Source organism: Marinobacter sp. L-13 (genome assembly GCF_056857715.1).
Map to the genome: position 1 here is coordinate 32941 of NZ_JBSXNQ010000032.1, position 25645 is coordinate 58585.

Here is a 25645-nt window from a genome sequence, read left to right on the forward strand (position 1 = left end):
GATACGATCATGAACAAATTTTACTCACTGACCCTCAAAGAGGTCAGACCTGAAACAAGAAACGCCGTATCACTTGCTTTTGACGTGCCGGAAGATCTGGCAGACAAGTTTCACTACCAGCAGGGCCAGCACCTGATCGTGCGCACCAAGCTGGATGGCGAGGAAGTTCGCCGCTCCTACTCGATCTGCCGTAGTGTCAACGACCAGGAGCTTCGCATCGCCGTCAAACAGGTTCCGGGCGGTCGCTTCTCCACCTTTGCCAACGAGCAACTCAAGCCCGGCCAGACTCTGGAAGTCATGCCGCCGCAGGGCCATTTCTCCATTGATCTGGACCCGGAACGTGAAGGCAATTACCTGGCCGTTGCGGCCGGCAGTGGTATTACTCCGATCCTCTCGATCGTGAAGACCACCCTGGAAACCGAGCCCAAGAGCGAGGTCACCCTGTTCTACGGTAACAAGGCCACCAGCAGCACCATGTTCCGTGACGAGCTGCAGGACCTGAAAAACGAGTACATGTCCCGCCTTAACCTGGTGTACATCTTCACCCGTGAAGAACAGGACATAGACCTTTACAACGGTCGTATCGACCACGAGAAGTGCGACAAGCTGTTCGATCACTGGATCAATGCCAAGGAGCTCACGGCGGCCTTTATCTGCGGCCCGCAGATGATGACCGAGACCGTGCGCGACTCACTGCGGAACCACGGCATGGAAAAGAGCAGGATCCACTTCGAACTGTTTACCCCGGCTGGTGGGGTTCCCCAGGCCCGGAAAGACCGGGATCCGGCACACGTCGATCCCCAGTCAATCAGTGAAGTAACGGTGATCGCTGATGGCCGCTCGCTGACTTTCCCGCTGGTGCGCGACACCAAGAGCATTCTGGATGCCGGCAACGAAGAAGGCGCGGACCTGCCCTATTCCTGCAAGGCTGGCGTCTGCTCCACATGCCGAGCCAAGGTCGTGGAAGGCGAGGTAGAGATGGACCAGAACTTTGCTCTGGAAGACTACGAGGTGGAAGCCGGTTACGTGCTTTCCTGCCAGTGCTACCCGATCAGCGACAAGGTGGTTCTGGACTACGACGAAATGTAGTTTCCGCCCCCAAAACAAGACAAGAGCAAGGCAAGTCCCGCAGCAACGGGGCTTGCCTTCGCGTTTCAGAAACGAATGGAGTTTCCCATGTCAGTCCTGAAAAGTTTCATTGCCGGCCAGTGGGTCGGCGAAAAGCCCGCCAAGGCTCTGCCAAGCGCCGTTAACGGCGAGATCGTCGCCCATACCCACGACGACACCCTCGATTTCAAGAACGCTGTTGAGTATGGCCGCAGGGTTGGCGGCAAAAACCTCATGGCGATGGATTTCCAGGAGCGCGCCCTGGCCCTGAAGGCCATGGCCCTGTACCTCCAGGAGCACAAAAAAGAACTCTACGCCCTGTCGATGCATACCGGTTCCACCAAGGGCGACAACGGCATCGATATCGACGGTGGTTTCGGTACGCTGTTTTCCTACGCCAGCATGGGCCGCCGCGAACTTCCCTCGGGCAACGTGGTTCACGAAGGCCCGGTGACTCCGCTGGGCAAGAACAACCACTTTGCAGGCACCCATATCCTGGTGCCCCGCGGCGGCGTTGCGGTTCACATTGACGCCTACAACTTCCCGGTATGGGGCATGCTCGAAAAGTTTGCACCCACCTTCCTGGCAGGCATGCCGTCCATCGTGAAGCCGGCCACCTCAACCTGCTACGTGACCGAACTCGCCGTCCGCCTGATGCAGGAATCCGGCGCGCTTCCGGAAGGCAGCCTGCAGTTGATCATTGGCAGCACCGGCGACCTGTTTGACCATCTGGAAGAGCAGGATGTGGTGACCTTCACAGGCTCGGCCGCAACGGCACGGAAGCTCAGGAACCACCCGAACATCATCAATCGTTCGATTCCGTTCAACGCCGAGGCCGATTCACTGAACAGTGCCATTCTGGCGCCGGACGTGACCCCGGAGCACGAAGAATTCGACGTCTTCGTAAAGGAAATCCGGCGCGAGATGACCGCCAAGGCCGGTCAGAAATGTACCGCCATTCGTCGTATCTTCGTTCCGAAAGATCAGGTAAACGCGGTCTGCGACAAGCTGAAAGAGCAGCTTTCCAAGATCACCGTGGGTGATCCCTCTGTCGAAGGCGTCCGCATGGGTGCACTGGCCTCCATCGACCAGCTGGAGGATGTGAAAGCCAACATCCAGGAATTGCTCAAGACCAGTGAGCTGGTTGTGGGTGGCGAAGGCAACTTCAAGGCTACCGGCGATGGCACCGAGAAGGGCGCGTTCATCGAGCCGCACCTGCTGCTGTGCCGGAACCCGGAAAGCGGCTGTGGTGCCCACGATATCGAGGCATTCGGCCCGGTTGCTACCGTCATTCCTTACGACACCGTTGAAGACGCCGTTGAACTTTGCTCGAAAGGCCGTGGTTCCCTGGTCACTACCCTGACCACCCGGGACCCTGCCATTGCTGGCAGGGTCGCCCCGCTGCTGGCCGCGTTCCATGGCCGCCTGCACCTGCTGGATGCCGAAGCCGCAAAAGAATCCACAGGCCACGGTTCTCCTCTGCCCATGCTGAAGCATGGCGGCCCCGGTCGCGCCGGTGGTGGTGAGGAACTGGGCGGTATCCGTGCGGTTCACCACTACCTGCAGCGCACCGCAATCCAGGGCTCTCCGAGCATGCTGGCTGCGGTTACCCGCGAGTACGTACGCGGTGCTGATCTGATCGAAACCGACGTGCATCCGTTCCGTCGCCACTTCGAAGACCTGCAGATCAACGAGTCTCTGCTGACGCATCGACGCACCGTCACCGAAGCCGACATCGTCAACTTTGGTTGCCTGTCCGGTGATCACTTCTATATGCACTTCGATGAAATCGCGGCGCGGGACTCCCAGTTCGGCAAGCGCATTGCTCACGGCTACTTCGTGCTTTCCGCTGCGGCCGGCCTGTTCGTCTATCCGGGTGAAGGTCCGGTGCTGGCGAACTACGGTCTGGACACCCTGCGTTTCATTGAGCCGGTTGCCCCGGGTGACACAATCCGGGCGCGCCTGACCTGCAAGCGCAAGATCGATCAGGGTCGGACATCTCCGGACGGACACCCCCAGGGTGTTGTGGTCTGGGATGTTCAGGTTCACAACCAGAACGACGAGATGGTTGCGAGCTACGACATCCTGACACTGGTTGCCAAGAAGCCCGAGTAACACCGGGCTTCCCTGCTTTCTCCCTGTCTTGGACCCCAGGGAGAAAGCGTCAGGCAAATAAAAGGGGGACAGGTCGCAAGACCTGTCCCCCTTTTATTGGCGCAAGGAAAGTTCCGGGCGATTACATGCCCAGGTAGGCCTCACGAACCTTCTCATTGCTGAGCAGTTCACGGCCGGTCCCTTCAATCACCACCTTGCCGGTCTCCAGCACATAGCCGCGATCAGCCAGTGCCAATGCCTGAGAGGCGTTCTGCTCTACCAGGAAGATGGTAATGCCCTCTTCCTTCAGTTCTTTGACGATGTTGAAGATCTCTTCGATGATCAACGGGGCCAGACCCATACTTGGCTCGTCCATAAGCAGCAGCCTGGGCTTGGCCATCAGGGCCCGGCCCATTGCCAGCATCTGCTGCTGGCCACCGGAGAGCTCACCCGCCAGGTTATGGCGCTTCTGACGCAGAATCGGGAACTTGGTGTACATCCGTTCCAGGTCGTCCATTACCTCGGGCGTTTTGCCCCGGGTATAGGCGCCCAACAGCAGGTTGTCGTGCACACTGAGGTCCTTGAACACCTGCCGGCCCTCGGGCACCTGGACAATGCCATTAGCCACCCGCTGATCGGCGCTGATCTTGGAAAGATCCTTGCCTTCGAAGGTTATGGCACCCCGGTCAGTGGGCTGCAAACCGGAAATGGTCATCAGCAGGGTGGATTTGCCGGCACCGTTGGCGCCTACCAGTGACACGATCTCACCGCTGTTGATATGGATATCCACATCATGCAGAACTTCGATCTGACCGTAGGAAGTAACCAGCCCCTTGATGGACAGCATCTCTTCTTTGGCATGAGGCGCAGTCACCCGGTCTGCGTGCTTCAGGCCGAGACCACCGAATTTCTCGGGGGTATAACTGACAATCTGGTGCCGCAGTTCCCGGAACTCTTCCCGGACGCGCTCACCGAACAGCGGATCGTTTTCCACGTCCCGGGCTTCAATAATCTGCTGCCAGTCTTCTTCCGTCAGCAGTTTCCGGGCCCGAGGAATAACCACGCCCTCTTCCTTGCGGATGTGCTTGCGCAGGGCCTCCGTGAAACGCGCCAGGGCGTGACTGAATTCCTCGCGACCTTCCGGCCAGCCTTCCTCGCACTCGGCCAGGAGCCGGCGCAACTCCACCAGCTTTTCATGACCGATGACATAGCCCTTCGCCAGCTTCTCAAGAAGAGGCGCCGTCTCAGGGGACTTCTCGCTGAGCCGTTTGTACAGCTCAATGTCCGTGGGGGTGCTATGCACCCGCTGGGAGAAGTGCTGAATGTAATCAAAAATGGTCTTCAGCAGCCGCTCATCCGGGCGCTGATCGTTGAGGTTCATATCACTAAGCAGCTGGTCCAGCAGATCCAGAATCCGCCACAGTGCCTGGTGTTCATGAACAATAATCCGTACGGCCTGCTCACTGCGTGACTGGGCAGGCGCCATTTCAGTGTTTTGCTCGCTCATGTGAAATGTCTCCTTGCTCAGCCACCCAGATAGGCGGCGATAACATCCGGGTTCTGGCGGATTTCCTCAGGGGTTCCCTCTGCCAGAACACGGCCGTAGTTAAGCACCAGCAACCGGTCGGATATACCCATAACCAGCTTCATGTCGTGCTCAACCAGCATAACGGTGGTGCCCTGATCCGCAATTTTCCGGATCAGATCCTCCAGGGCAGCGGTTTCAACCGCGTTCAAACCGGCGGCGGGCTCGTCCAGGAGGATTACCTTTGGTTCAGCGGCCAATGCCCGGGCAATCTCCAGGCGCTTCAGCGCACCATAGGACATCGCCGATGCTTCGGCATCCAGGTAGTCACCGCATCCCACATACTCCATCAGCTCGGCGGCGCGCTTACGGGCCGCGGCCTCGTTGCGGCGCAAAGAAGGCAAACGGAACAGGGTCGTAAACAGGCTGCTTTTGAGCTGCAGATGCCGACCCAGCATCACGTTTTCGATGGCGGTCATGTTCATGCAGATCTGCATCTGCTGGAACGTGCGGCACATGCCCCGCTCTGCCAGCTCATTGGGCTCCAGCTTGGCGGTGCTCTCACCGTTCAGCAGGATCTCGCCTTTGGTCGGCGTATAGAGCCCTGTGATCAGGTTAAACAGCGTTGTCTTGCCGGCACCATTGGGGCCGATAACAGAATAGACCTGTCCGGCTTCAACCGAAAAGCTGACGCCTTCCACCGCATGGACACCACCAAAGGCTTTATCCAGCCCCTTTACTTCGACCAGTGCTGTCATGCCTCACCTCCCGCTTTCTTGCGCATTTTCTTGGAAACAAACGCGGTCAGTGTGGGCAACAGCCCTTTTGGCATAAAAATCATGGTGAGCATCAGGATCAGGCCGAACATGACATGTTCCAGCTCCTGGAAATCTGCCAGAACCTGGGGCAAAAGCTTCAGCACCACGGCGCCAAGAATGACACCGAAGGTCGAGCCCATACCACCCAGAACAACCATGGTGATGAACAGGATGGAGAATTCGAAGCTTGCTACCGCAGGCGTAATGAAGCCCTGGAAGTGGGCATAAAGACTGCCCATCAGGCTGGCGTAGATCGCCGAGATCACGAACACCAGGCTTTTGTATTTCGCGGTGTTCACACCGACAACGCTGGCAGCCACTTCCGAGCCGTGAACCGAACGCAGCGCCCGGCCAATCGGCGATTCAATCAGGTTCAGGGCAAACCACACCGCTACCAGAAGCACCACGCTGGCGAAGATATACCAGGCCTGGAAGCCTTCGATCGTGATACCGAACAGCGAATAGCGACCAAACGCGCTCAGCTCCCAGCCAAATATTTCGAAGGCCGGCACCGGCATACCGTCTGGCCCGCCGGTCAGTGCACGCTCGTTGTTCAGGATGATGGCAATAATAAAACCAACGGCGAGGGTCGCCATGGACAGATAGTGGCCCTTCAGGCGCAGAATCGGTCGCCCGACAATCCAGGCAATAAAGCCCACAACAATTGCTCCGACCACCAACGCGGGCACTGAAGGCCAGCCGTAGGTGCCGGTCGCGATGCCGGTAAAGTAGGCGCCAAGACCGAAGAAGCCAGCGTGGCCAAGACTGATCTGGCCAGCAAAACCCACCAGGAGATTAAGGCCAACCACCGTGGCAGCAATGATCGCCATCTGGGTAACCAGCTCATAATGGAACGGGTTGCCGAGAAAAGCGGGAAGAATGATGAGAATCAGGGCGAGAACAATCAGCCCCCGGAGACGCGACTGCATAAACGTGTTCAACATCAGACGCGCTCCACTACCTTGGCACCGAACAATCCGCGGGGCATGAAGAACAGCACCAGCAGGATCATGGAGAATGCCACGGCATCCTTGTAGTCCGATGAAATGTAGCCGGCCGCCATGGCCTCAACGATGCCCAGCGAGAGACCACCAACCACCGCGCCAACGCCGCTACCCAGGCCGCCAATGGCAGCCGCCACAAAGCCTTTCAGTCCGAGAATGATACCGATGTCGTAGGACGTGAACGTGATCGGGGCAACAACAATACCGGCCACAGAGCCCAGTAATGCCGAAACCATGAATGCCAGCATCAGAACCATCTGAGTCCGGATACCGACAAGGCGCGCAGCCTCCTTGTTCATGGATGTCGCCAGGATAGCCTTGCCAATCAGTGTCTTGGTAAAGAACAGCACCAGGCCGACCACCAGGATCGCGCCAATACCGAGAACCCAGAGGCTCTGGCTATTCAATACCGCTCCGAAAACTTCAATAGGCTGGTCTGTGCTGAAATTCTGCATCACGTGGTATTCCTTGCCCCAGACAACCTGGGCAATACCACGGATAAAGATCGACGCACCGATGGTGATAATGATCAGGGTAACAACATCGGCCTGCTTGGCAGGTGCAATCGCGAACCGCTGCAGGGCGACGCCAAGAATACCGGCCAGAATGACCGCCAACACGACTGCCAGGATCATGGGCACGCCCATGGCCGTAAGCGAAACCGTAGCCATGCCTCCAATCATCAGAAACTCGCCCTGGGCGAAGTTGATGACGTGACTGGCGTTGTAGATGAGGGTAAAGCCGAGGGCTATCAGGGCGTAAGTCGCACCGATAGTAATCCCGGTGAACAGGTACTGTAAGAATTCTGCGAGCATAGCGGTGGTTCCGGTCGAACATCGGCTGGCGACTTACCCTGAATAGGGGTCGTCGCCAGCCGCGAGACAGGTTAAAGGGGTATCAGTCGATCAGTTTCCATTCGCCATTCTGGACTTCCAGAATGCGGAAGGAGTCTGGATCAAGGCCGTTGTGGTCTTCCGGTGACATGTTGAATACACCGGTTACGCCGACATAGCCCTGGATATTCTCCAGTGCGTTACGAACGGCTTCCGGATCGGTCGAGCCGGCTTCTTCCATAGCGCGGACCGCCAGCATCAGGCCATCGTAGGCGTAGGCACCGAAGGTGGACACCTTGGAATCCCAACGGGCTTCGTATTCAGCCTTGTAGTTCTGAACCACTTCTTTCTGGGGATCGTCGTTCGGCAGGGAATCCGGCACCAGCAGCGGAGACGCTGGCAGGCGAAGGCCTTCTGCAGACGAACCGGCGAGCTCGAGGAAGCTGTCGGATGCAACACCGTGGGACTGATAGAACGGGAGTTCCATGCCCAACTGAGCATAGTTGCGGGTTACGATGGCCGGGCCCTGACCGAAACCGAAGTTCAGCACCGCTTCCACACCACTTGTGTTACGGATATTGGTCAGCTGGGCGGTCATGTCTGTATCAGATCCGCTGTAGGTAACGTCGGCTACAACCTCCATTCCCATCGCTTCGGCCACTTCCAGAGTCTGGGTACGACCCGAGCTTCCGAAACCACCGGTACCGGAAATCAGACCAAACTTGGTAATGCCGCGATCCTTCATGTCGGTCAGAATACGCTCTGCCGCCATGCGGTCGGTTTGAGGAGTCTTGAATACCCACTTTTTGACCGGGTTGGTGATAACCACAGCACCGGCCAGGGAGATGAACGGCACTTCTGCCTGCTCAATCAGCGGTACCGCCGCCATGGTAGCGCCGGTAGTACTGCCGCCAACGATGATATCAACCTGGTCCGAGCGGATCAGGCGACTGGCAAAGTTACGGGCAGAGGAAGCGTTGCCAACGTCGTCATAGTGGATCAGCTCCAGTTGACGACCAAGGACACCACCTTCTTCATTAATTTTTTCAACGTACATCTCGAGCGTTTTCAGCTCGGGATCACCAAGGAACGATGCCGGGCCTGTCACTGACAGGAACGAACCGATCTTGATGGGTTCAGCTGCCTGAGCGCTCATCATCATGAGACCGGCGGCTGCAACGGCTGCGCATTTGCCTGCGCGACGAATCACTGTTTTAAACATTGTTTTTGTTCTCCCGTTTTTTGCAGGGGCTTGAGTTTTTGTTTCTTCGCTCCCGGTATGATTCGATACCATTGACGAATATCAAATGAAGTTATTGTATCATAACGCTCGTGTCAACTGATTTCCGGGAGTGCCAACGCGGCTCTGTCAGTAAAGCCGACACTGGCAGAACACGCCAGCACCGCTGATCGAAAGACAAACCTTTACCTGACACGTAAGAACCGCATAATACGTACAACGTGTTTCATTGATTCTTATTTGCGAACTCAGGCCATGACTGCAAAAAGCCAGCTAGAACTGCTCGTCAAGAACTTCCAGAAAAAGCGACCCCTTCGGGCCGGCTCACTCATCATCACCATCTATGGCGATGCCATCGTTCCCCGCGGCGGCAATGTCTGGCTGGGAAGCCTGATGAAACTGGTAGAGCCCATGGGCATCAGCCAGCGACTGGTTCGCACCTCGGTGTATCGTCTGGTTCAGGAATCCTGGCTGCAGACCGAAAAGGTGGGCCGTTGCAGTTATTACAGCCTCACCGGCCCGGGCCTGCGGCGGTTCGAGCAGGCTTTTCAGCACGTCTATAACCTGGGCGCCGAAGAATGGAGTGGAAGCTGGTGCCTGGTCTACCTGAACCAGCTTTCCCCGGAACTCAGGCAAAAAGTCCGGGAGGAACTCAAGTGGCTCAGTTTTGGCAGCATGGCACCCGGGCTGATGGAACACCCACGCTTCACTCGCAGCGAACTGATTCCAATGCTTCAGGAATGGGGTGCTCTCGAAGACACCATCGTGATGCAGACCATGCCCATGGAGCAGAAGAGCCCAAGAGCCCTGAGACTGCAGGTTCGCGAAAGCTGGAACCTTGAGGAACTGGGCGGCCGCTACCGACGCTTCCTGACCCAGTTCCGGCCCCTGTGGCGTGAACTCCAGTCTGAGGACACTCTCAGCCCCGCGGAGTGCCTGATACTCCGGATCCTGCTGATCCACGAGTACCGCAAAATTCTTCTGAGGGACCCGCTGCTGCCCGATGAACTGCTACCCGGTGACTGGGAAGGCCGCAGCGCCAAACAGCTGTGTCGGAACCTGTATCGTCAAATCTATGTGCGGGCCGAGCAGTGGCTGGACGAGAACCTCGAAAACGCCTCCGGCCCCCTTCCAGGTCCGGGTGAGAAGTTTTACAAGCGGTTCGGTGGATTGCGGGATACTGCCATCCAGACAGATCCGACAACAGAACCAGAGGTTCTCTAGGCACCCGCTCAGTCAGTTGCCGAGCGGGACGAGGATGCCAGTTGTTCCCGGGTTTTCAGGCGCCCTTCCCGGCGAATCTCGGCATTGTCGTACCGGCGCTGTTGCTCGTCCGTTTCCGGTATCACTTCCGGGACATCCACCGGCCGGTCATTCTCGTCCAGAGCAACAAAGGTGAAAAAGGCCGAGAGAATGTGCCGCGTATCGCCGGTGTAACTGTTTTCGGCCTCTACCCTGGCACCGATTTCCATGGACGAGCCCCAGCTCCGGTTCAGCGACAGGCTGAACAGCAGCGTATCGTTACCCTTCGCCGGTGCCCTGAAATGGATTGAATCCACGGCAGCCGTCACACAAACATGGGCGGAATGCCGCTCTGCCACGACCAGCGCCAGCCGGTCGCATTTTGCCATGATCATGCCGCCGAACACGGTATTGTGGGAATTCATGTCGTTTGGAAACACCTTGTAGACGTGCTTCTCAATCGCAGATGCTGATACGGGTTTTGAAGGCTTTCCTGGCATGATCTGCTTTCCTCTTCGAGTGACATTCGATTGCGGAATCAATTCAACCCGCTGTCGCGGCTTCGCCCTGACGCTGCTGCGCCCGCCTTGCCAGGTGAAGCATCAAAACGCCTAACGCCATCACCACCAGGGTCAGCCAGAGGCCGTTGGTGTAATTACCTTCCACATCCGCGAGATAGCCAACCACCGCGGGTGCGATCATCTGGGCGATACCGTAGCTGAAGGTCAACCGGCTCATGGGCCGGGAAGGGTTCTCGGGGAAAACCCGCCCTACCATTGCCAGCATCATGCTGACGATACCGATAAAGCTGGCGCCATAAATCACGGAGCTGAGCATCACGCTGGCGAAGCTGGTGTTCACGATCAGCATCAGGATGCTCACGGAGTTCAGGGTGTAGGCCAGATAAAGCGCCAGCCACTGGCCCCAACGCCGGGAAAACACATCCCACAGCCAGCAGGCCGGCGTTGCAGCAAGACCTGCAATCAGCCAGACCAGCCAGCCCTGCCCCTGAAGCTCGGGCATGGATTCCGCAATTGCTACGAGGAAGGTGGCTGTCACCACATAGCCCACACCGGCGCAGAAATACGCCAGCTGGAGGATCCGTATGAACCGGCTTCGCTCGTCACCTGCCTTGGCCGCACCTGTTTTCGGCAAGGCACAGGCCCGGTAGTCCGGCATCCAACGCCAGGCGGGCAACAGAAGCCCAAGGGCCACCAGCCCGTAAATCACCCATTGCTGATCCCAGGTGAACGGATCCTTGATCAGCTCCGCCACCACAGCGGTGAGTACAATCCCGAGCCCGATACCGGAAAAGAACACGCCGAGCTCGGACTTCTGGTTGTTCTTGATCAACCAGCTCATCAAAAGACCGGCACCCAGCAACATACCCGCTGAGGTGCTCAGACCTGAGATAAAACGCAGAATGGACCACACCCACACATTGGTGGTGTACCCCATGAGAACCGTTGAAACCACGGCAACCACCAGGCCAAGCTGGTAGAGCCTTACCTTGAGACCAAGATCGCTGATCCGGGTAATCAGCACTGCGCCGGTCAGGTAGCCTGCGTAGTTCACGGTTGCCAGCATGCCGACAACGGATTTGCTCAGCCCCAGTGCCGCGACCATTTCCGGGATCATCGGCGTGTAGGAAAACCGGGCAATACCCACCATGACCACAACAGCAATCACGCTGGCGACCAGCACTTTTATTGTTTCTATTGGCTTCACAGGGTGTCCTTACTTCGGAACGACTTTAACTCAGGCGCGGCCCAGGAACTTGCGCTCCTCCACGTTAATGCGGATACGATCTCCGGTGGAGATGTGCTCGGGAACCTGAACAACCAGGCCAGTGGCAAACCGGGCGGGCTTGGTTCTAGCCGTCGCAGAGCCACCCTTTACAGACGGGTCCGTCTCCTCAATTACCAGCTCCACCGTAGGCGGAAGAGCCAGCGAAACCGGCGAATCCTTCAACAGGATGACCATGACACCCTGAGTATCTTCGGAAATGAACAGCAGCTCTTCGGCAATGGCCTCGCGGTTCAGGCTGTACTGAGTAAAGTCCTCGGTATCCATGAACACGTACTCATCGCCATCGGCGTAGGAAAAGGTGGCTTCCCGGCGGGTAAGGTCGGCCAGGTTGAGCATGTCCGAATCCTTGAAGGTCTCGTCCAGCTTCTGGTTGGTCACCACATCGTACATGCGCATGCGGTAAAGACTGCCGCCAGCCCGGCCCTGGGGCACGGAACGCTCGATGTCCTTTACAAAATACACCCGACCATCATATTCAACGGCGGAATTCTTTTTGATTTCACTGGCTCTGGGCATGTCTTCTGTTTCCGTAAAAATTGGGGTTTTGGGGCTGCTGATATACCACGACTTCGCCGCGGAATCGATAGATCTTAACTAACCAGGGCACGAACATCCGACAGGAAGCGGTCTACCTGCTCATTGGTCGTTGCCCAGGAGCACATCAAGCGGGCACTGCCACCGATAAAGTTGTAAAAGCGCCAGCCTTTGGCCCGCAGTGCCGCCTGCAATGGCTCCGGCATCTCCACGAAAACACCGTTCACCTGTCTCGGGTAGCGTAGCTGGATACCTGGAAGACCTTCCAGCCCCTCGGCAAGACGCTGGGCACAGGCATTGGCATGGCGGGCATTCTCCAACCACACATCGCCTTCGAGAAGCCCGCACCAGGGTGCAGAAATGTAGCGCATCTTGGAGGCCAGCTGGCCGGCCTGCTTACACCGCCACTCGAAGTCCTCCGCCAGAGACCTGTTGAAGAACACCACCGCCTCACCAAGCGCCAGGCCGTTCTTGGTGCCGGAAAAACAAAGAACATCGACACCGGCTTTCCAGGTAATTTCCGACGGATGTACATCCAGCGCAGCCACCGCATTGGCGAAGCGGGCGCCATCCATATGGATATTGAGCTTATGGTGATCGGCGACCGCCCGAATAACCCTGAGCTCCTCGGGTGTATAGACCGTCCCGACCTCTGTGGCCTGGGTCAGGCTGAGCGCCTTGGGCTTGGGGTAGTGAATATCGGTCCGCTTGGTTACCAGGTGCTCGATACTCTCCGGTGTCAGCTTGCCGTTCTCGCCCTGCCCCAGAAGCAGCTTGGCGCCGTTGGAGGCGTACTCCGGGCCGCCGCATTCATCGGTTTCAATATGGGCCAGCTCGTGGCAGATCACGCTGTGAAACGACTGACCGATCGAGGCCAGGGCCAGAGAATTGGCGGCAGTGCCATTGAACACGAAGTAAACGTCACAGTCGGTATCGAACAGCGTCCTCAGGCCATCCGCCGCCTTTTGCGTCCAGCTGTCCTCGCCGTAGGCTGGTTCATCCATCCGGTTGGCCGCCTCCATGGCTTTCCAGGCCTGCGGGCACACACCGCTGTAGTTGTCGCTGGCAAATTGCTCGGACTGGGACACAACGCGCTCCTGAATTCTGAAAGGAAAGCCTTTAACGTTATAGGAACCACCCATCATTGCCAACTTGCGTTCCATCCCAATTCGGGTGAGGCCGGGGGAATGACAAAGCCCGATACTTTATACTCTTGCCCCTGAAAGCCAGCAGACCAAGGACTCTCCCGCCATGGGGCGCTTCAATATCGCCAGTATTCCCGGCCGGATTATCACCGCCATTATCGCAGTCGCCTGCCTGGCAGGCAGCTAATATGCGATGACGACCGGGCTCAGCCAGCTCACCGAAGCACGGCAACTGGAACGCCTACCAGAAATGCCCGTCGGCGCTTTGACCACAGGCCCCTATGTGATCGCAGGCAAGGTCACGGATCAGTTGGGAACTCTCGAAACGCCCTATTCCAACACCGAGGCGGTCTACTATCGCTACAAACTCGAGGAGGAATATCGCGACTCCGACGGTGATCTGCGTATCCGCACCCTGGATTCCGGCGCCCGCGGCGGCGACTTCCAGCTCAGGGACCAGACCGGCTCAGTCATTGTAGCTCCGGGCAGCGATCTGGAAGAGGTCGAATGGAATCTGGAGCGAACCTATCGCAATCAGTCCGGCCGCAGAATCTACTCGGAGTGGGCGCTCATTCCCGGACACACGGCGCGGGTAATCGGCCAGTACAGCAGCGAAATCGGGGCAGTTACCTTTTATGGCCTCGAAGACTTCAGCCTTCCGGCCATGGTTTCCCGGAACACGCTGGCCGTGGACAGTGGCGACCGGTTCTTCGAGGCAGCCATCCGCATTTCCATCGCAACTGGCTTTCTGGCTCTGGGTATCGCGCTGTCCCTTCCGTTGATCAAAGTTCACCGGTTCTGGGTCTATGTTCTGGTAATGGCCATTGCGGTGTCCGGTACGCTCTCGGTGCTTGGCATCAACAAGCTCCGTCAGGAATGGTCTGCCATCGCCGATTTGTATGAGGGCCGATACCAGCACGCCTGGACCAGCCGCCGACTCGCCGCAGCCAGCATTATTGCTGCCCTGTTGCTCTTGTGGTTGTCGATCCGGACCGTCAAGTTCAAGCGCCTGATCGAAGCGGTACCTACCAGCAGCACCCGGGGACTCAGTTTTGGCGTCTCGGAGCTCAAGGCAATTGTGGATGTCGATGAAGACCATCCCCCGCTCAGGGATCCACTAAAAAACGAGAAATGCGTGGCCTTCGACTACAAGGTTGAAGAAAAGCGGGGTTCCGGAAAAAACGAAAAATGGCGGGTTATTGAGCATCGGGAAGAACTAGCGCCTTTCTGGCTGGAGGACAGCGAGGGAAAGGTTCTCGTCCAGCCAGACGGTGCGAAGATCGAATACCCGCAGTACCATTCGGAGCGCCGGGGCGACAGGCGTTACACCGTCCGCTTTCTCGAAACCTTCGTGAACGTCTACTGCCTGGGTTTTGCCGGCCTGGATCGGGGGCAAGGGGCTTTGCGGGCATCGGCCAATATCGACACCATTCTCCAGCAACGCCATGAGCTGTGGCCCAACCTGGAGAAAATCGTAAAGGCGTCTCTGGCCCACGAAAAACAGCTGCTGAAAGCCATTGCCCAGCTACGCAGTGCGGACCCTGTCGAGATGAGTTCGAAGGGCCAGGCCGACAAGCTTATCCAGTTTGAACAGAACGTAACCAATGCCCTCCAGGCCCGGATCGAGGGATATCCGGACCTGAAGAACAATGAGGACATTCAGAAGTTCATGTCGATCATGGCAGAGACGGAAAACTACCTTTCGCTCTTGCGAAACAGCTACACCGAGAGCGCCATGATCTACAACACCCGGATCCAGTCTTTCCCTGACGTGATCCTGGCAAAACTGTTCCGTTTCCGCGAAGCACCGCAGTTCAGTTCGGAAACGTGAGCTAGCCGTTCAGGCCAAGGTGCTCGGCATCCTGCTCGATGCAACGATCCAGCAGCGCCAGATAGTCCGCTTTGGCCTTCAGCTTGGTTTCACGATGGGCGCGCATGTTCAGGGTTTTGAAATGCTGCGCCAGCTCGGTGGCCCGCTCAACCAGCTTGTCCTGGGCAACCACCTCATCCAGGAACCCCGCCTCTACTGCCCCTTCCGGGTTGTATATCTCAGCGTTCACGACCGAACGGTAAAAGTGGGCGGGCGCCAGTCGATGGCGGGCAATTTCAATCCCGGCGTGGTGCATGGTCATGCCGATTGCCACCTCGTTCAAGCCAAGCTTGAAGGGCCCCTCAATACCAATGCGGTGATCCACTGACAGCAGAATGAACGCGCCCTTGGCAATGGCATGGCCGCTACAGGCACCAATAATCGGCAACGGGAATGCGGCCAGACGCCGGGTAAAGCTGGAGCCGGTTTTTACCAGCGCGGCTGCTTCTTTCGGCCCCTTCTGCATTTCTTTCAAGTCGTACCCGGCAGAGAACACGCCTGGCTGGCCGGTCAGAATCACAACCGCCTTGCCCTGCTCCGCCCGATCCAGCGCCGCGTTGAGCCCCTCGAACACTTCCTGGCTCAGGGCGTTGGCCTTGCCATTGCTGATGGCAATCGTTGCTACACCATCTTTCAATTCATAACTAACCAGCTCAGTCACCTGTTCTACCTCTCTACCGCAATTAAAGTGAGCGTTTGTTTACTTCGCTGGACATGATTGTGGGTTAGGCGCGTCAGAGATTCAATATCCATTGGTCATGTCGCCCAAACCTGGTCGAAATTTGAGATCACCATCGCTTATCTACCAAAACACTGCCTTCAGCATCTTTCTGGACAAGTGTTTGCGTTCTTTTAAAGCCTTTGATGGCTGTGTGATCGGAGTGCACAACTGAACCTACGACTTCTCCTGCCTTGTTGATGACGGAGTATGTGTCGATTTCTGTTTCACCCAAAGGTCCTTTAGTTCTGCTGCCCTCGAGTTTCAGTTCTTCACCCGGATTAAGTCTTACTCTATCTCTCATGGACGGGTATTTCCTTTACAACGCCCGGCTCACGCGCCGGTTTGTAGCCGCGGAGGCGGCGGAAAATCGGTCGCTGTGCAGCCGATTGTTATGTTCTCCTTGAGATGCTAGATTGTGTATAAAAGTCGAAAAGCATACACATAGGTGCATCATGAGAACTAACATAGTCATTGACGACCAGTTAATGGCCGAAGCCCTCAAAGCCTCCGGTTACGAAACCAAAAAAGAGGCCGTCGAGCAAGGCCTTAGACTTCTAGTCCAGCTTAGCAAGCAGCAGGAAATTCGAAAGTTACGTGGCAAGATCAAGTGGGAAGGCGATTTGGGCGAAATGCGAGCTGCCCGATGATCCTGGTAGACACCAGCGTCTGGATCGACTATTTCAATGGGGTCGACAACCCGCAAACTGATCTGCTGGATGCCTCGATAGTTCAAGGTTCGGTTGCTATTGGAGACCTCATATTTTTGGAAATCCTCCAAGGCATCCGCAACGACAAACAATATCGCCAAACCAAGCAAAGCCTGCTCACTCTGGATCAGTATGAAATGTTTGGCAAAGAAATGGCAATTAAGTGCGCCGACAACTATCGGGCACTACGAAAAAAAGGCATCACGATCAGAAAAACTGCCGACGTGATCATCGCGACATTCTGTATAGAGAAAGAGTTGCCCCTGCTGTTTTTGGATCGCGACTTCATCCCCTTTGTTGATCACCTTGGACTTGAGCCTGCTCTGAGAGAAACATAACAGCAATTAGGCAGCGCGCTTTATCATTGCAGAAATTTGACTGTGTCACTATTACTGACTTTGAAACATCAATAACGCTGCACTTAAATCGATAAAACAGGAGCTTAGCCGAGCATGGTCATCTCTGCCACGTAATCATTCAGCATCTGCAATTTGCTCCGCCAATCATACTGGATGAAATGGCTGTGATTTGCTTGTAGGCTCTGGCGTAAATCCCTCACTCGAACGTTCGCTTTTGTTTACGACTGGAGAAACCTGATCGAAACCCCAGGGTGATCCTCGACTGGAGCTGACAGCGTCTGCGGCATCCAGGAACCAAGGAGTCTAGTTACGCATTTAGACATGATGTTTTGACCTGCCCACCCTCAACGTTCGTGGGTTATCGTTGGGGAGTGGGTAAACAACCCTTAGACAGAGCCACATTGAGGAGGGCAGGTCATGACAGAGTTTAACGCTGAATCCGTTTCATTTCACACCGCCGCTTCTGCTGTCGAGCCGGCGGCTTCTGAGGCTTATGCCGCTTATGTAGGCCTGGATGTGCACAAAGAGACCATCGCGATTGCTATCGCTGAGCCTGGGCGGCAGGAGCCTGTCTGCGAGGGCGAGATTGCTAATACCCCCAAGCGCATGGAGCGCAAGATCCAACGACTCAGTGGACGTTATGGCGGCGGCCTGTTGCAGTTTGTCTATGAGGCCGGTCCCTGTGGTTACGGCCTGTATCGTCAATTGCTCGCCAGCGGCCATGATGCTCAGGTGGTGGCGCCCTCGCGTATTCCGAAGGCGCCCGGGGAGCGAATCAAGACCGATCGGCGCGATGCTCTGAAGCTGGCGCGCCTGGCTCGCAGCAGCAGGGGGCCAAAGTCGGATGACAAAGCCCCGCCCTCGAAATCGGCTCTTACGGTAAAGCCGGCAAAGGGAGGAAAGCGCAGTTGAGTTGGGATAGAATTGGACATGGGCGAACCTTGTTTAGCTTCTTCCGAAGCGTTATTGGCGTAACTCCCATTATATCAATGGGTTGAGCAAGGTTCGCCTTTTTTTATGAATTTTTCGGGTTAGCTCCACCTCGCAATCAATTCTTGGACAGATTGGCCATTGGGGGCTCCATCAGGCATCTGTCTCCAGACCTGGACTGTAGCTTTCATGTCGTCACGAAGTCTCTTGAGCTCCGTTAGCTCCTGTTCCAGTCTGCAAAGGCGGTCTGTGAATAGCTCCCTCAGGTCGCTGCCTGCCAAGCCACCCTCCGTCCCATGACTTAGCATGACTTTGACTTCACGCAGGTTGAATCCCAGCTTGTTTGCCACACGAACAAACCGTAAACGCCGCAGGTCATCCGAACTATACACATAGTACCCGTTCCGGGGGTCTTTTCGTGGCCGGAGCAGTCCTTCACGGTTATAGAACCGAACGGTGTCCGGCGAGACCTTCGCCAAGTTTGCAATTTCATTGACTTTCATCGTGCCCACATCGCTCGCATGAAACAGATCCCGATATATCAGAGGAGAAAACGCCAGCATGACCACTCTGAAACTCTCTCAATTTGTTATTGCATAAATGAAGTCGACCTTTATCCGCCCGTCGCCACCTTTACGTTATTGATCGGTTGGCTTTTCGACCAAGCGACTAACCCAAGGCCTCCAAGGATCATCGGCAAGGTCAACAACTGCCCCATGGTCACCCAGTCAAGGGCAATGAACCCCAGTTGCGGGTCGGGGAGGCGAACAAACTCGACCGCAAAACGGAAAATTCCGTAGAGCAACAGGAACAGGCCGGACGTTGCGCCCATCCGACGAGGGTGGCGTGAGAACCACCACAGCACCACAAACAGCACAACACCTTCCAGGGCAAACTCGTACAATGACGACGGGTGACGTGGCGCCGACCCCATATTCGGGAACACCATGGCCCAGGGCACGTCGCTGACCCGCCCCGGGAGCTCGTGGTTGATAAAGTTGCCAAGGCGCCCCGCCCCCAGGCCAATTGGCACCAGTGGCGCTATAAAATCCGTGAGTTGGAAAAACCGCAGGTTCTGCTTGCGGGCGAAGACCAAGGCTGCCATCAGGACGCCGGTCAAGCCGCCGTGAAAACTCATGCCCCCTTCCCAGATCTTGAGCAGCCAGAGCGGGTTGTCTGCCAGCTTGTCAAAACCGTAGAAGAGCGCGTAACCGACGCGGCCACCCAGAATGACGCCCATCGCACAGTAGAAAATCAATGTTTCAACAGCGTCTGCGTTCAACCCGAGTCGATGAGCCCGACGACGCCCCAGCCACCAGGCCGCGAGAAAACCGACAAGGTACATCAGGCCGTACCAATGGATTTTCAGTGGGCCCAGTGCAATGGCTACCGGGTCTATTTGAGGATACTGAAGCATAAGCTTCCCTGATTTCGTGTGTGAACGTGCGTTAGGGTTTCAATCAGTAACACGTTCCGCTCCATTGGCTGTCTCCTCCAATCGTTGCCTGGCAACAGCGATACCGCTGCGCATGGCCTGTGCGGACTCGTTATCGCCGAAGCCAGCCAATGCCCGGCGCCAGTAATTGATCGCCTGTTCATAGCGGCCGTCGTCAAAGGCCTCGACCCCCAGTATGCCCAGCGCCGTTGGCTCACGTGGATCCTTGTCGAGTATTTCGTCGATCAGCGCATGCACTTCATCGGTCAGGCTGCGCCCGGCCACAAAGAATTTTATCTGAGCCAGTTGGGCCAGAAGATCTACTCTGCGGCCTTCCAGTTCGATCAGTCGTTCCAGGGCGTCAATCGCCTGACCCGGTTGACCGATCTTCTGGTAAAGCGGAAACAGCAAGGACCAGACCTTGGGATTATCCGGCTGAGTCCCGGCTTCCTCTTCGAGCCGACCAACCAGGGTTTTCATTGAGGCACCGGGCGTGTTGAGCACGTCCTGCTGGGCGGCATGCAGCGCCAGATCGCCATCGGCACCCAGCCATCGATAGCCGATCATGCTGGCAGCCATGACTGCCGTTATCACCAGTGGAATCATCAAACGTCCTGACAGGGGGCGCCTGAGAGGCATTCGGCGATGGGCCTCGGTGTCCTCCAGCAGATTGCGGTCCAGCTCGTGGCGGCCTTCTTCAAAACGGGCGACGTCAATCTCGCCGCGATCGCGGGCGCTTTTCAGGGCTGAAAGCCGGCGTTCATAGACGGCCAGGTTTTGCGCCTCAGCGTGATCATCGGCCTCAAACCGCTGCTGCCAGTCATGGATCGCCCTTGCTCTTCGCAACGGTAGACTCAGGAACCACAGCGCTATAAGCAACAGTGTGCCGATACTTAACCAGAGCATAGTCATTCCGACCTCTCACGATGACGATGAATCAAAGAGGACAGGCGGGTACGCTCCTCCTCGGAGAGCGGCCGCACTCGCCGGTGCCTGCGTGCCCGGACAAAGGCAATCACAACCAGGGCGCCTCCTGCTACCAGCGCTGCCGGCAATGCCCAAAGCAGCCACGTGCGCCCGTCAAGGCGCGGATTGTAAAGAACGAACTCGCCAAAACGATTAGCCATGAAATCAAGAATTTCCTTATCCGCACGCCCCTCATGAAGCATCAGCGCTACCCGCTCCCGCATGTCCGCCGCCACCGGCGAATCGGAGCTGTCGATGGCTTGAGCATCACATTTAGGGCACCGCAATGACGCCGTAAGGTCGCGATAACGCTCCGCCATCACCGGATCCTCGAAATGACGCGCATCAATTGCCGTATCCGCCATCGACTGGAACGAGGCCATCAAAAGCACGATGACCACACAGCAACGGATCTTCAGGGTTAGCGCCATTTCTCTACCTCCATCATGACTTCATCCACCTGGGCGGGCGTTATGTACCCAACGTGCTTGTATCGAACGATACCGTCTGCGTCGACCAGGAAGGTTTCGGGCACGCCATACACGCCAATTTCAAAACCCAGGTCACCGGCAGGATCGAAGATGTTGACCTCGAAAGGTTTTCCGAACTCTTCGAGAAACTGTCGCCCCAGGTCACGGGCGTCTTTATAGTTGATGCCCACCATCTGAATGCCGCGCTCGGAGAGCGCCAGTAGCTGGGGCATTTCCTCCTTGCAGGTCGGGCACCAGGATGCCCAGACATTGACCAGAGATATCTGCCCGCGAAGCAGGGATTCATCCACCTCGGTATCAGGGTCCTCCAGCGTCGGGAGCGTGAACGCGGGAAACGCCTGGCCTATCAGGGCTGACTCGCGAGCACTGGGATCCAGCGAAAGCCCCCGGTACAAAAAGAAGGCCAGGCCAAGGAACACCACAAACGGAAGCAGCAGCAACAGGCGACGCATCATGCGCGAACCTCGCGTGCCGGCCTCATCGATTCGCGGTCAGCTGCGGCTGCACGGCGGCGACGGTAGCGACGGTCTGCCACGGCCAGCACGCCCCCGGAGGCCATCAGCAGCGCACCCAGCCAAAGCCAGCGTACAAATGGCTTGACCTGTAGGCGCATTGCCCAGCTGCCGTCGTCCAGTTCCTCCCCCATGGCCACGTAAAGGTCCCGCAACAGGCCGGGGTCGAGTGCGACATCGGTCATCGGCTGCCCTCGGGCAATGTACAGGCGCTTCTCCGGGTACAGGGTGGTGACAATCCGGCCTTCACGGGCAACCTCGATGGTCGCCGTATCGGCGAGGAAGTTGGGCCCCCGACGCTCGCCCAGTTCGGTCAGCGTAAAATCGTACCCGCCCAGATTCACCTGCTCACCGATATCAAGCCGCACATTACGCTCCATGGCGTAGTTCGACACCATCACCACGCCCACGATGGTGACGGCCAGGCCCACGTGGCCGACCACCATGCCCCAGTATGAAGGGGTCAACTTACGCAATCCGGACAGCGCAGAGGACGCATTGCGGACTTTATCAAACAGGTCGCGCACCAACGCCAGTACTACCCACAGGGCCGCCACCATCCCCAGCGCCACGGCGACATTCCACTGGCCGTTGTAAAGAAACGGTATCGATATCGCAATCGCCAGTGCGGCCAAGCCCGCCCCCAGTAGTCGCCGGAACAGCTCCCGACCGGGCATCTGCTTCCAGCGTGAGACCGGCCCCAGCCCCATAAAAGCACACAGCATGACGGTCAGTGGCACGAACAGGCTATTAAAGTAAGGCGCGCCGATACTGACCTTGCCCAGCCCGAGTGCATCCAGGATCAAGGGGTACAGGGTGCCCATCAGGACCGTGATCGTCATGATGACCAGCAAAATATTGTTGATCAGCAACAGAGCATCCCGGGAAAGCCAGCTAAAGCCCGCATTGGCGCTCATTCGCGGCGCCCGTAGCGCAAAGATCAAAAGCGAGACGCCGACCGTTATTCCCAGCAACGCCAGAATGAAGAGCCCCCGAGATGGATCATTGGCAAAGGCATGAACCGAGGTCAGTACCCCTGAGCGCACCAAGAAGGTGCCCAGTAACGAGAGTGAGAACGTGAAAATCGCCAGCAGTGCCGTCCAGCTCTTGAACGTGCCGCGTTTTTCCGTGACCGCCAGTGAATGTATCAGCGCTGTCCCGCTCAGCCAGGGCAGGAGCGATGCATTTTCCACCGGATCCCAGAACCACCAGCCGCCCCAACCCAGCTCATAGTAGGCCCACCAGCTACCCAGAGCGATGCCGAGGGTCAGAAAGGCCCAGGCAATGTTGGTCCACGGCCGAACCCAGCGCGTCCAGGCCGCATCGAGACGCCCTTCGATCAGCGCAGCGATGGCAAAAGCAAAGACCACTGAAAAACCCACATAGCCCATGTAAAGCATCGGCGGATGGATGATCAGGCCAACATCCTGCAACAACGGATTCAGATCGGCACCGTCGGCTGGCATGCCCGGCAACAGGCGATCAAAGGGACTGGACGTAACGACGATGAAAAGCAGGAACCCTGCGCTGACGACACCCAGAACTCCCAGAACCCGTGCCAGCATATCCCGTGGCAACTGGCGGGAAAACAGACTGACGGCAAAGCCCCAGCCACTGAGAATCAGACTCCATAACAGCACCGAGCCTTCATGAGAGCCCCAGACGGCGGTGAACTTGTAGTACCAGGGCAGCATCGAGTTGGAATTACGGGCCACATAATCCACGCTGAAATCATCCAGAAGAAAACTGGCGGTCAGGCTGGCATAAGAAACCAGTAGAAAAACAAATTGCCCCCATGCCATGGGCTCTGCAAATGCCATCCACAACGGGCGCCGGGTGGCGGCTCCCAGCAAGGGCACGGTCGCCTGAAGCAGCGACAGGCAAAGTGCAATCAATAACGCGAAGAGACCAACTTCAGGGATTGTCAGGGTAAGCATTTCGGGGCCGTGTTCGGTTGCGGGTTCGGCGATGACCGAACCTATCGGTGAAGGTTTCTCAGGTATTGCTTCGTCAGCCAGCCACAAGGCCAGCTGACGAATTCTCTATTACTTCCGACCAGGTTGGCGGGTAACGCGCAGATACGGTGTCTGCTCATCCCATCCCTTAGGGAAACGTTCTTTGGCCTCTTCGTTGGAGAGCGACGGAACGATGATCACATCCTCGCCATTCTTCCAGTCCACCGGCGTGGCCACTTTGTGGTTGTCGGTCAGCTGGAGCGAATCAATGACGCGCAGGATCTCGTCCAGATTGCGCCCGGTGCTGGGCGGATACGTCAGCATCAGACGGATTTTTTTCGCGGAATCGATAATGAATACCGTTCGAACAGTCACCTTGGGATCGGCTTTTGGATGGATCATTCCGTACTGGTCGGCAACCACCTGATCCTTGTCTGCCAACAGGGGAAAATTGAGCCCCTTGCCCTGGGTTTTCTCGATATCCTTCGCCCAGTCTTTATGGGAGTCGAGCGGGTCGACGGAGACCCCGATCAGCTTCACACCGCGACTGGCGAACTCGTCCTTACGCTTGGCGAAGGCGCCGAGCTCTGTGGTACAGACAGGGGTGTAGTCGGCGGGGTGTGAAAACAGCACGGCCCAGTCGTCTCCCAGCCACTCATGAAACTGAATGTTTCCCTCGGTGGATGCGACGGTGAAATCGGGAGCGGTTTCTCCAAGTTGCAATGTCATCGTTTCATTCTCCTTTGCTTTGGCTGTCGTTCTCGGTTCGTCAGCACAGACGATATCTTTAAAGTCAACTTTAAGGTCAAGGCGTTTGTCAGATGTTTTTTAGCCTGATCCATCGAGCTCGACGTTCGTGCCCGATTTTTCGGGTATGAAACTGACATAGAGGAAAAGCACGGTGCCCAGCACAATGGCGATATCGGCAAGGTTAAAGGCTGGCCAGTGCCAGGATTGCCAATAGACATCAAAGGAATCCACAACATAGCCGCGGAATATCCGGTCAATCAGGTTGCCCATGGCACCGCCAAGAATAAGACTGTACGCGATGGCTTCTCCCCTGCGGCGGCACTGAAGAATCAGCCCGATCAGTACAATCGAGACAACTACCGCGATTGCGATAAGAAAGTATCGCTGCCAACCTCCGCCATCGGCAAACAGGCTGAATGCGGCGCCGGTGTTCCAGGCATGAACCCAGTTAAAGAACGGGGTCACCGGAATCGACTCGCCATACGCCATTGACTGCTGGACCAACCATTTTACAACCTGATCAGATGCCGCTATCAGGCCGGAAATAGCCAACAGGCCGTACTGCAAGCGTTTCTTGGCAACGATGGACATTGTTCAACCCTTAAGCGCCAGGATGCGCCTGGCACCGTTGAGTACGATAATCCCCGCGATGCTGCCGATTATCAGGTCCGGATAATTGGAGCCAGTCCACGCCACCAGAGCGCCAGCGGTAATGACCCCTAGATTGATGACCACATCGTTGGCTGAGAATATCCAGCTCGCCTTCATGTGGGCACCGCCCTCCCGATGTTTGGATATCAGCAGCAGACAGGTGGTGTTAGCGATCAATGCGATGAACGCAATCCCCATCATTGCCAGCGACTCCGGCTCACTGCCGAAGACAAAGCGCCTCACCACCTCTGCGAGTGCGCCCACAGCCAGAATCAGTTGGAGTACGCCCGCGAGATGCGCCGCACGCACCTGCATTTTCACGCTGTGCCCAACCGCATACAGGGCGAGCCCATACACGGCCGCGTCGGCGAAATTGTCCAGGGATTCTGCAATCAGTCCGGTAGACTGGGCGATCAGGCCGGCCGTCATTTCCACCGCAAACAGGACGGCATTGATACCGAGCAACCAACGCAGGGTGCCGGACTCCTGCTCGGCCGAGATAGCCGTACCCCCGACCGCCTTGATTGACTCAGGGTCGGCAGCGGCCGTTTCCTGAAGCGAAGCTCCCAGCCCGAGGGTTGCCAGCTTCGCGGTGATAGGCTCAGCCTCGCCATCGTGCACAACCTTCAACCGCCGATCAGACAGGTCGAAGGACAGCCCGCGAATGTCTTCAAAACCGTTCAGGGCCAGTCGAATCATCCGTTCCTCCGAAGGACAATCCATCTTCGGTACGGTATACACACTGATCCAGTTACCGGACGCTTCAGAGGCCCCCGACCCGGCATTACCCTCGGCGGGTGTTGCTTCGCAGCCACAGGCGTCTTCACAGGGTTTACTCATGATACGGCTCCACTTGAGTATTGTCGGATTATGATTTAAAACCATATAGCCACTATAAGGTCAATAAAACAGTTACGATCTGTTGGGGAGGAACCTGATGCGCATTG

Annotated in this window: 26 protein-coding genes and 2 pseudogenes; 7 read left to right on the forward strand and 21 right to left on the reverse strand. The window is 56.9% G+C overall.

What is annotated here, in order from left to right; genetic code table 11:
* The first annotated feature begins 9 nt into the window (after positions 1 to 9).
* Entirely contained in the window at positions 10 to 1089 is a 1080-nt protein-coding gene (gene paaE / locus AC13DD_RS02425) for a 1,2-phenylacetyl-CoA epoxidase subunit PaaE (protein WP_008173794.1), read from the forward strand.
* An 87-nt stretch (positions 1090 to 1176) separates the two neighbouring features.
* Positions 1177 to 3222, forward strand: coding sequence for a phenylacetic acid degradation bifunctional protein PaaZ (gene paaZ / locus AC13DD_RS02430; protein WP_008173792.1), 2046 nt, complete (start codon positions 1177 to 1179; stop codon positions 3220 to 3222).
* Positions 3223 to 3343: 121 nt separating this feature from the next.
* Here paaZ and AC13DD_RS02435 read toward each other — a convergent pair whose 3' ends face one another.
* The 6 genes and pseudogenes from AC13DD_RS02435 to AC13DD_RS02460 all read right to left on the reverse strand — a co-directional run bounded on the left by AC13DD_RS02435 (position 3344) and on the right by AC13DD_RS02460 (position 8603).
* Positions 3344 to 4048 carry an ABC transporter ATP-binding protein gene (locus AC13DD_RS02435; protein WP_008173790.1) on the reverse strand — a complete coding sequence of 235 codons (705 nt, stop codon included), beginning with the start codon at positions 4046 to 4048 and terminating at the stop codon, positions 3344 to 3346.
* A 210-nt stretch (positions 4049 to 4258) separates the two neighbouring features.
* Positions 4259 to 4708: pseudogene (locus AC13DD_RS02440) on the reverse strand (hemerythrin domain-containing protein); the annotation flags it as partial.
* Between the two features lie 17 nt (positions 4709 to 4725).
* Positions 4726 to 5484 (reverse strand): ABC transporter ATP-binding protein, encoded by a 759-nt coding sequence (locus tag AC13DD_RS02445; protein WP_008173788.1) that lies wholly within the window; start codon positions 5482 to 5484, stop codon positions 4726 to 4728.
* Entirely contained in the window at positions 5481 to 6488 is a 1008-nt protein-coding gene (locus AC13DD_RS02450; protein WP_008173786.1) for a branched-chain amino acid ABC transporter permease, read from the reverse strand. Before AC13DD_RS02450 ends, AC13DD_RS02445 begins: the two co-directional genes overlap by 4 nt.
* Complete coding sequence (locus AC13DD_RS02455) at positions 6488 to 7363, reverse strand: branched-chain amino acid ABC transporter permease (protein ID WP_014577972.1); 876 nt, start codon at positions 7361 to 7363, stop codon at positions 6488 to 6490. Before AC13DD_RS02455 ends, AC13DD_RS02450 begins: the two co-directional genes overlap by 1 nt.
* Positions 7364 to 7445: 82 nt before the next feature.
* Complete coding sequence (locus AC13DD_RS02460) at positions 7446 to 8603, reverse strand: ABC transporter substrate-binding protein (protein WP_053112794.1); 1158 nt, start codon at positions 8601 to 8603, stop codon at positions 7446 to 7448.
* Positions 8604 to 8876: 273 nt separating this feature from the next.
* On the opposite strand from AC13DD_RS02460, the gene paaX reads away from it, so the two are divergent.
* Entirely contained in the window at positions 8877 to 9845 is a 969-nt protein-coding gene (gene paaX / locus AC13DD_RS02465) for a phenylacetic acid degradation operon negative regulatory protein PaaX (RefSeq protein ID WP_008173782.1), read from the forward strand.
* Between the two features lie 8 nt (positions 9846 to 9853).
* Here paaX and AC13DD_RS02470 read toward each other — a convergent pair whose 3' ends face one another.
* The 4 genes from AC13DD_RS02470 to AC13DD_RS02485 all read right to left on the reverse strand — a co-directional run bounded on the left by AC13DD_RS02470 (position 9854) and on the right by AC13DD_RS02485 (position 13348).
* The gene (locus AC13DD_RS02470) at positions 9854 to 10363 is read right to left on the reverse strand and encodes an acyl-CoA thioesterase (RefSeq protein WP_008173781.1); all 510 of its coding nucleotides are present in this window, start codon (positions 10361 to 10363) and stop codon (positions 9854 to 9856) included.
* Positions 10364 to 10406: 43 nt separating this feature from the next.
* Positions 10407 to 11591: a YbfB/YjiJ family MFS transporter gene (locus tag AC13DD_RS02475; protein WP_053112795.1), complete on the reverse strand. Its 1185-nt coding sequence runs from the start codon at positions 11589 to 11591 to the stop codon at positions 10407 to 10409.
* Between the two features lie 30 nt (positions 11592 to 11621).
* The gene (efpL, locus tag AC13DD_RS02480) at positions 11622 to 12188 is read right to left on the reverse strand and encodes an elongation factor P-like protein EfpL (protein WP_008173777.1); all 567 of its coding nucleotides are present in this window, start codon (positions 12186 to 12188) and stop codon (positions 11622 to 11624) included.
* 74 nt (positions 12189 to 12262) lie between these two features.
* Positions 12263 to 13348, reverse strand: a complete 1086-nt coding sequence (locus tag AC13DD_RS02485) for a threonine aldolase family protein (protein ID WP_227507924.1) — start codon at positions 13346 to 13348, stop codon at positions 12263 to 12265.
* A gap of 196 nt (positions 13349 to 13544) precedes the next feature.
* Between AC13DD_RS02485 and AC13DD_RS02490 the strand changes: the two genes are divergently transcribed.
* On the forward strand, positions 13545 to 15182 hold the full coding sequence (locus AC13DD_RS02490) for a LemA family protein (protein WP_227507810.1): 1638 nt from the start codon (positions 13545 to 13547) through the stop codon (positions 15180 to 15182).
* 1 nt (position 15183) lies between these two features.
* Here the strand turns inward: AC13DD_RS02490 and AC13DD_RS02495 are convergent, their stop codons facing one another.
* The gene (locus AC13DD_RS02495) at positions 15184 to 15882 is read right to left on the reverse strand and encodes a crotonase/enoyl-CoA hydratase family protein (RefSeq protein ID WP_008173771.1); all 699 of its coding nucleotides are present in this window, start codon (positions 15880 to 15882) and stop codon (positions 15184 to 15186) included.
* 127 nt (positions 15883 to 16009) lie between these two features.
* Positions 16010 to 16243 carry a hypothetical protein gene (locus AC13DD_RS02500; RefSeq protein ID WP_008173769.1) on the reverse strand — a complete coding sequence of 78 codons (234 nt, stop codon included), beginning with the start codon at positions 16241 to 16243 and terminating at the stop codon, positions 16010 to 16012.
* A gap of 151 nt (positions 16244 to 16394) precedes the next feature.
* Between AC13DD_RS02500 and AC13DD_RS02505 the strand changes: the two genes are divergently transcribed.
* The 3 genes and pseudogenes from AC13DD_RS02505 to AC13DD_RS02515 all read left to right on the forward strand — a co-directional run.
* Positions 16395 to 16589: a type II toxin-antitoxin system VapB family antitoxin gene (locus tag AC13DD_RS02505; protein WP_008173767.1), complete on the forward strand. Its 195-nt coding sequence runs from the start codon at positions 16395 to 16397 to the stop codon at positions 16587 to 16589.
* Positions 16586 to 16987 carry a type II toxin-antitoxin system VapC family toxin gene (gene vapC, locus AC13DD_RS02510; RefSeq protein WP_092033819.1) on the forward strand — a complete coding sequence of 134 codons (402 nt, stop codon included), beginning with the start codon at positions 16586 to 16588 and terminating at the stop codon, positions 16985 to 16987. Before AC13DD_RS02505 ends, vapC begins: the two co-directional genes overlap by 4 nt.
* A 531-nt stretch (positions 16988 to 17518) precedes the next feature.
* Positions 17519 to 17833, forward strand: a pseudogene (locus tag AC13DD_RS02515) (IS110 family transposase); the annotation flags it as partial.
* Positions 17834 to 18039: 206 nt separating this feature from the next.
* Here the strand turns inward: AC13DD_RS02515 and AC13DD_RS02520 are convergent.
* From AC13DD_RS02520 to AC13DD_RS02560, 9 genes are all read right to left on the reverse strand, one after another.
* Complete coding sequence (locus tag AC13DD_RS02520) at positions 18040 to 18501, reverse strand: MerR family transcriptional regulator (RefSeq protein ID WP_482930808.1); 462 nt, start codon at positions 18499 to 18501, stop codon at positions 18040 to 18042.
* A 50-nt stretch (positions 18502 to 18551) separates the two neighbouring features.
* Positions 18552 to 19355: a prolipoprotein diacylglyceryl transferase gene (lgt, locus tag AC13DD_RS02525; protein WP_482930809.1), complete on the reverse strand. Its 804-nt coding sequence runs from the start codon at positions 19353 to 19355 to the stop codon at positions 18552 to 18554.
* Between the two features lie 39 nt (positions 19356 to 19394).
* Entirely contained in the window at positions 19395 to 20279 is an 885-nt protein-coding gene (ccmI, locus tag AC13DD_RS02530) for a c-type cytochrome biogenesis protein CcmI (protein ID WP_169054510.1), read from the reverse strand.
* Between the two features lie 2 nt (positions 20280 to 20281).
* Positions 20282 to 20770 carry a cytochrome c-type biogenesis protein gene (locus AC13DD_RS02535; RefSeq protein ID WP_011784903.1) on the reverse strand — a complete coding sequence of 163 codons (489 nt, stop codon included), beginning with the start codon at positions 20768 to 20770 and terminating at the stop codon, positions 20282 to 20284.
* A complete protein-coding gene (locus tag AC13DD_RS02540) occupies positions 20761 to 21285 on the reverse strand; it encodes a DsbE family thiol:disulfide interchange protein (RefSeq protein WP_011784902.1) in 525 nt (174 codons plus the stop codon). Before AC13DD_RS02540 ends, AC13DD_RS02535 begins: the two co-directional genes overlap by 10 nt.
* Positions 21282 to 23279: a heme lyase CcmF/NrfE family subunit gene (locus AC13DD_RS02545; protein ID WP_058089887.1), complete on the reverse strand. Its 1998-nt coding sequence runs from the start codon at positions 23277 to 23279 to the stop codon at positions 21282 to 21284. The genes AC13DD_RS02540 and AC13DD_RS02545 overlap by 4 nt, the downstream gene beginning before the upstream one ends.
* Positions 23280 to 23387: 108 nt before the next feature.
* A complete protein-coding gene (locus tag AC13DD_RS02550) occupies positions 23388 to 24026 on the reverse strand; it encodes a peroxiredoxin (RefSeq protein WP_096346794.1) in 639 nt (212 codons plus the stop codon).
* 99 nt (positions 24027 to 24125) lie between these two features.
* Positions 24126 to 24638 carry a signal peptidase II gene (lspA, locus tag AC13DD_RS02555; RefSeq protein ID WP_202348821.1) on the reverse strand — a complete coding sequence of 171 codons (513 nt, stop codon included), beginning with the start codon at positions 24636 to 24638 and terminating at the stop codon, positions 24126 to 24128.
* Positions 24639 to 24641: 3 nt separating this feature from the next.
* Positions 24642 to 25538, reverse strand: a complete 897-nt coding sequence (locus tag AC13DD_RS02560; protein ID WP_092033815.1) for a cation efflux transmembrane domain-containing protein — start codon at positions 25536 to 25538, stop codon at positions 24642 to 24644.
* Positions 25539 to 25645 lie beyond the last annotated feature (107 nt).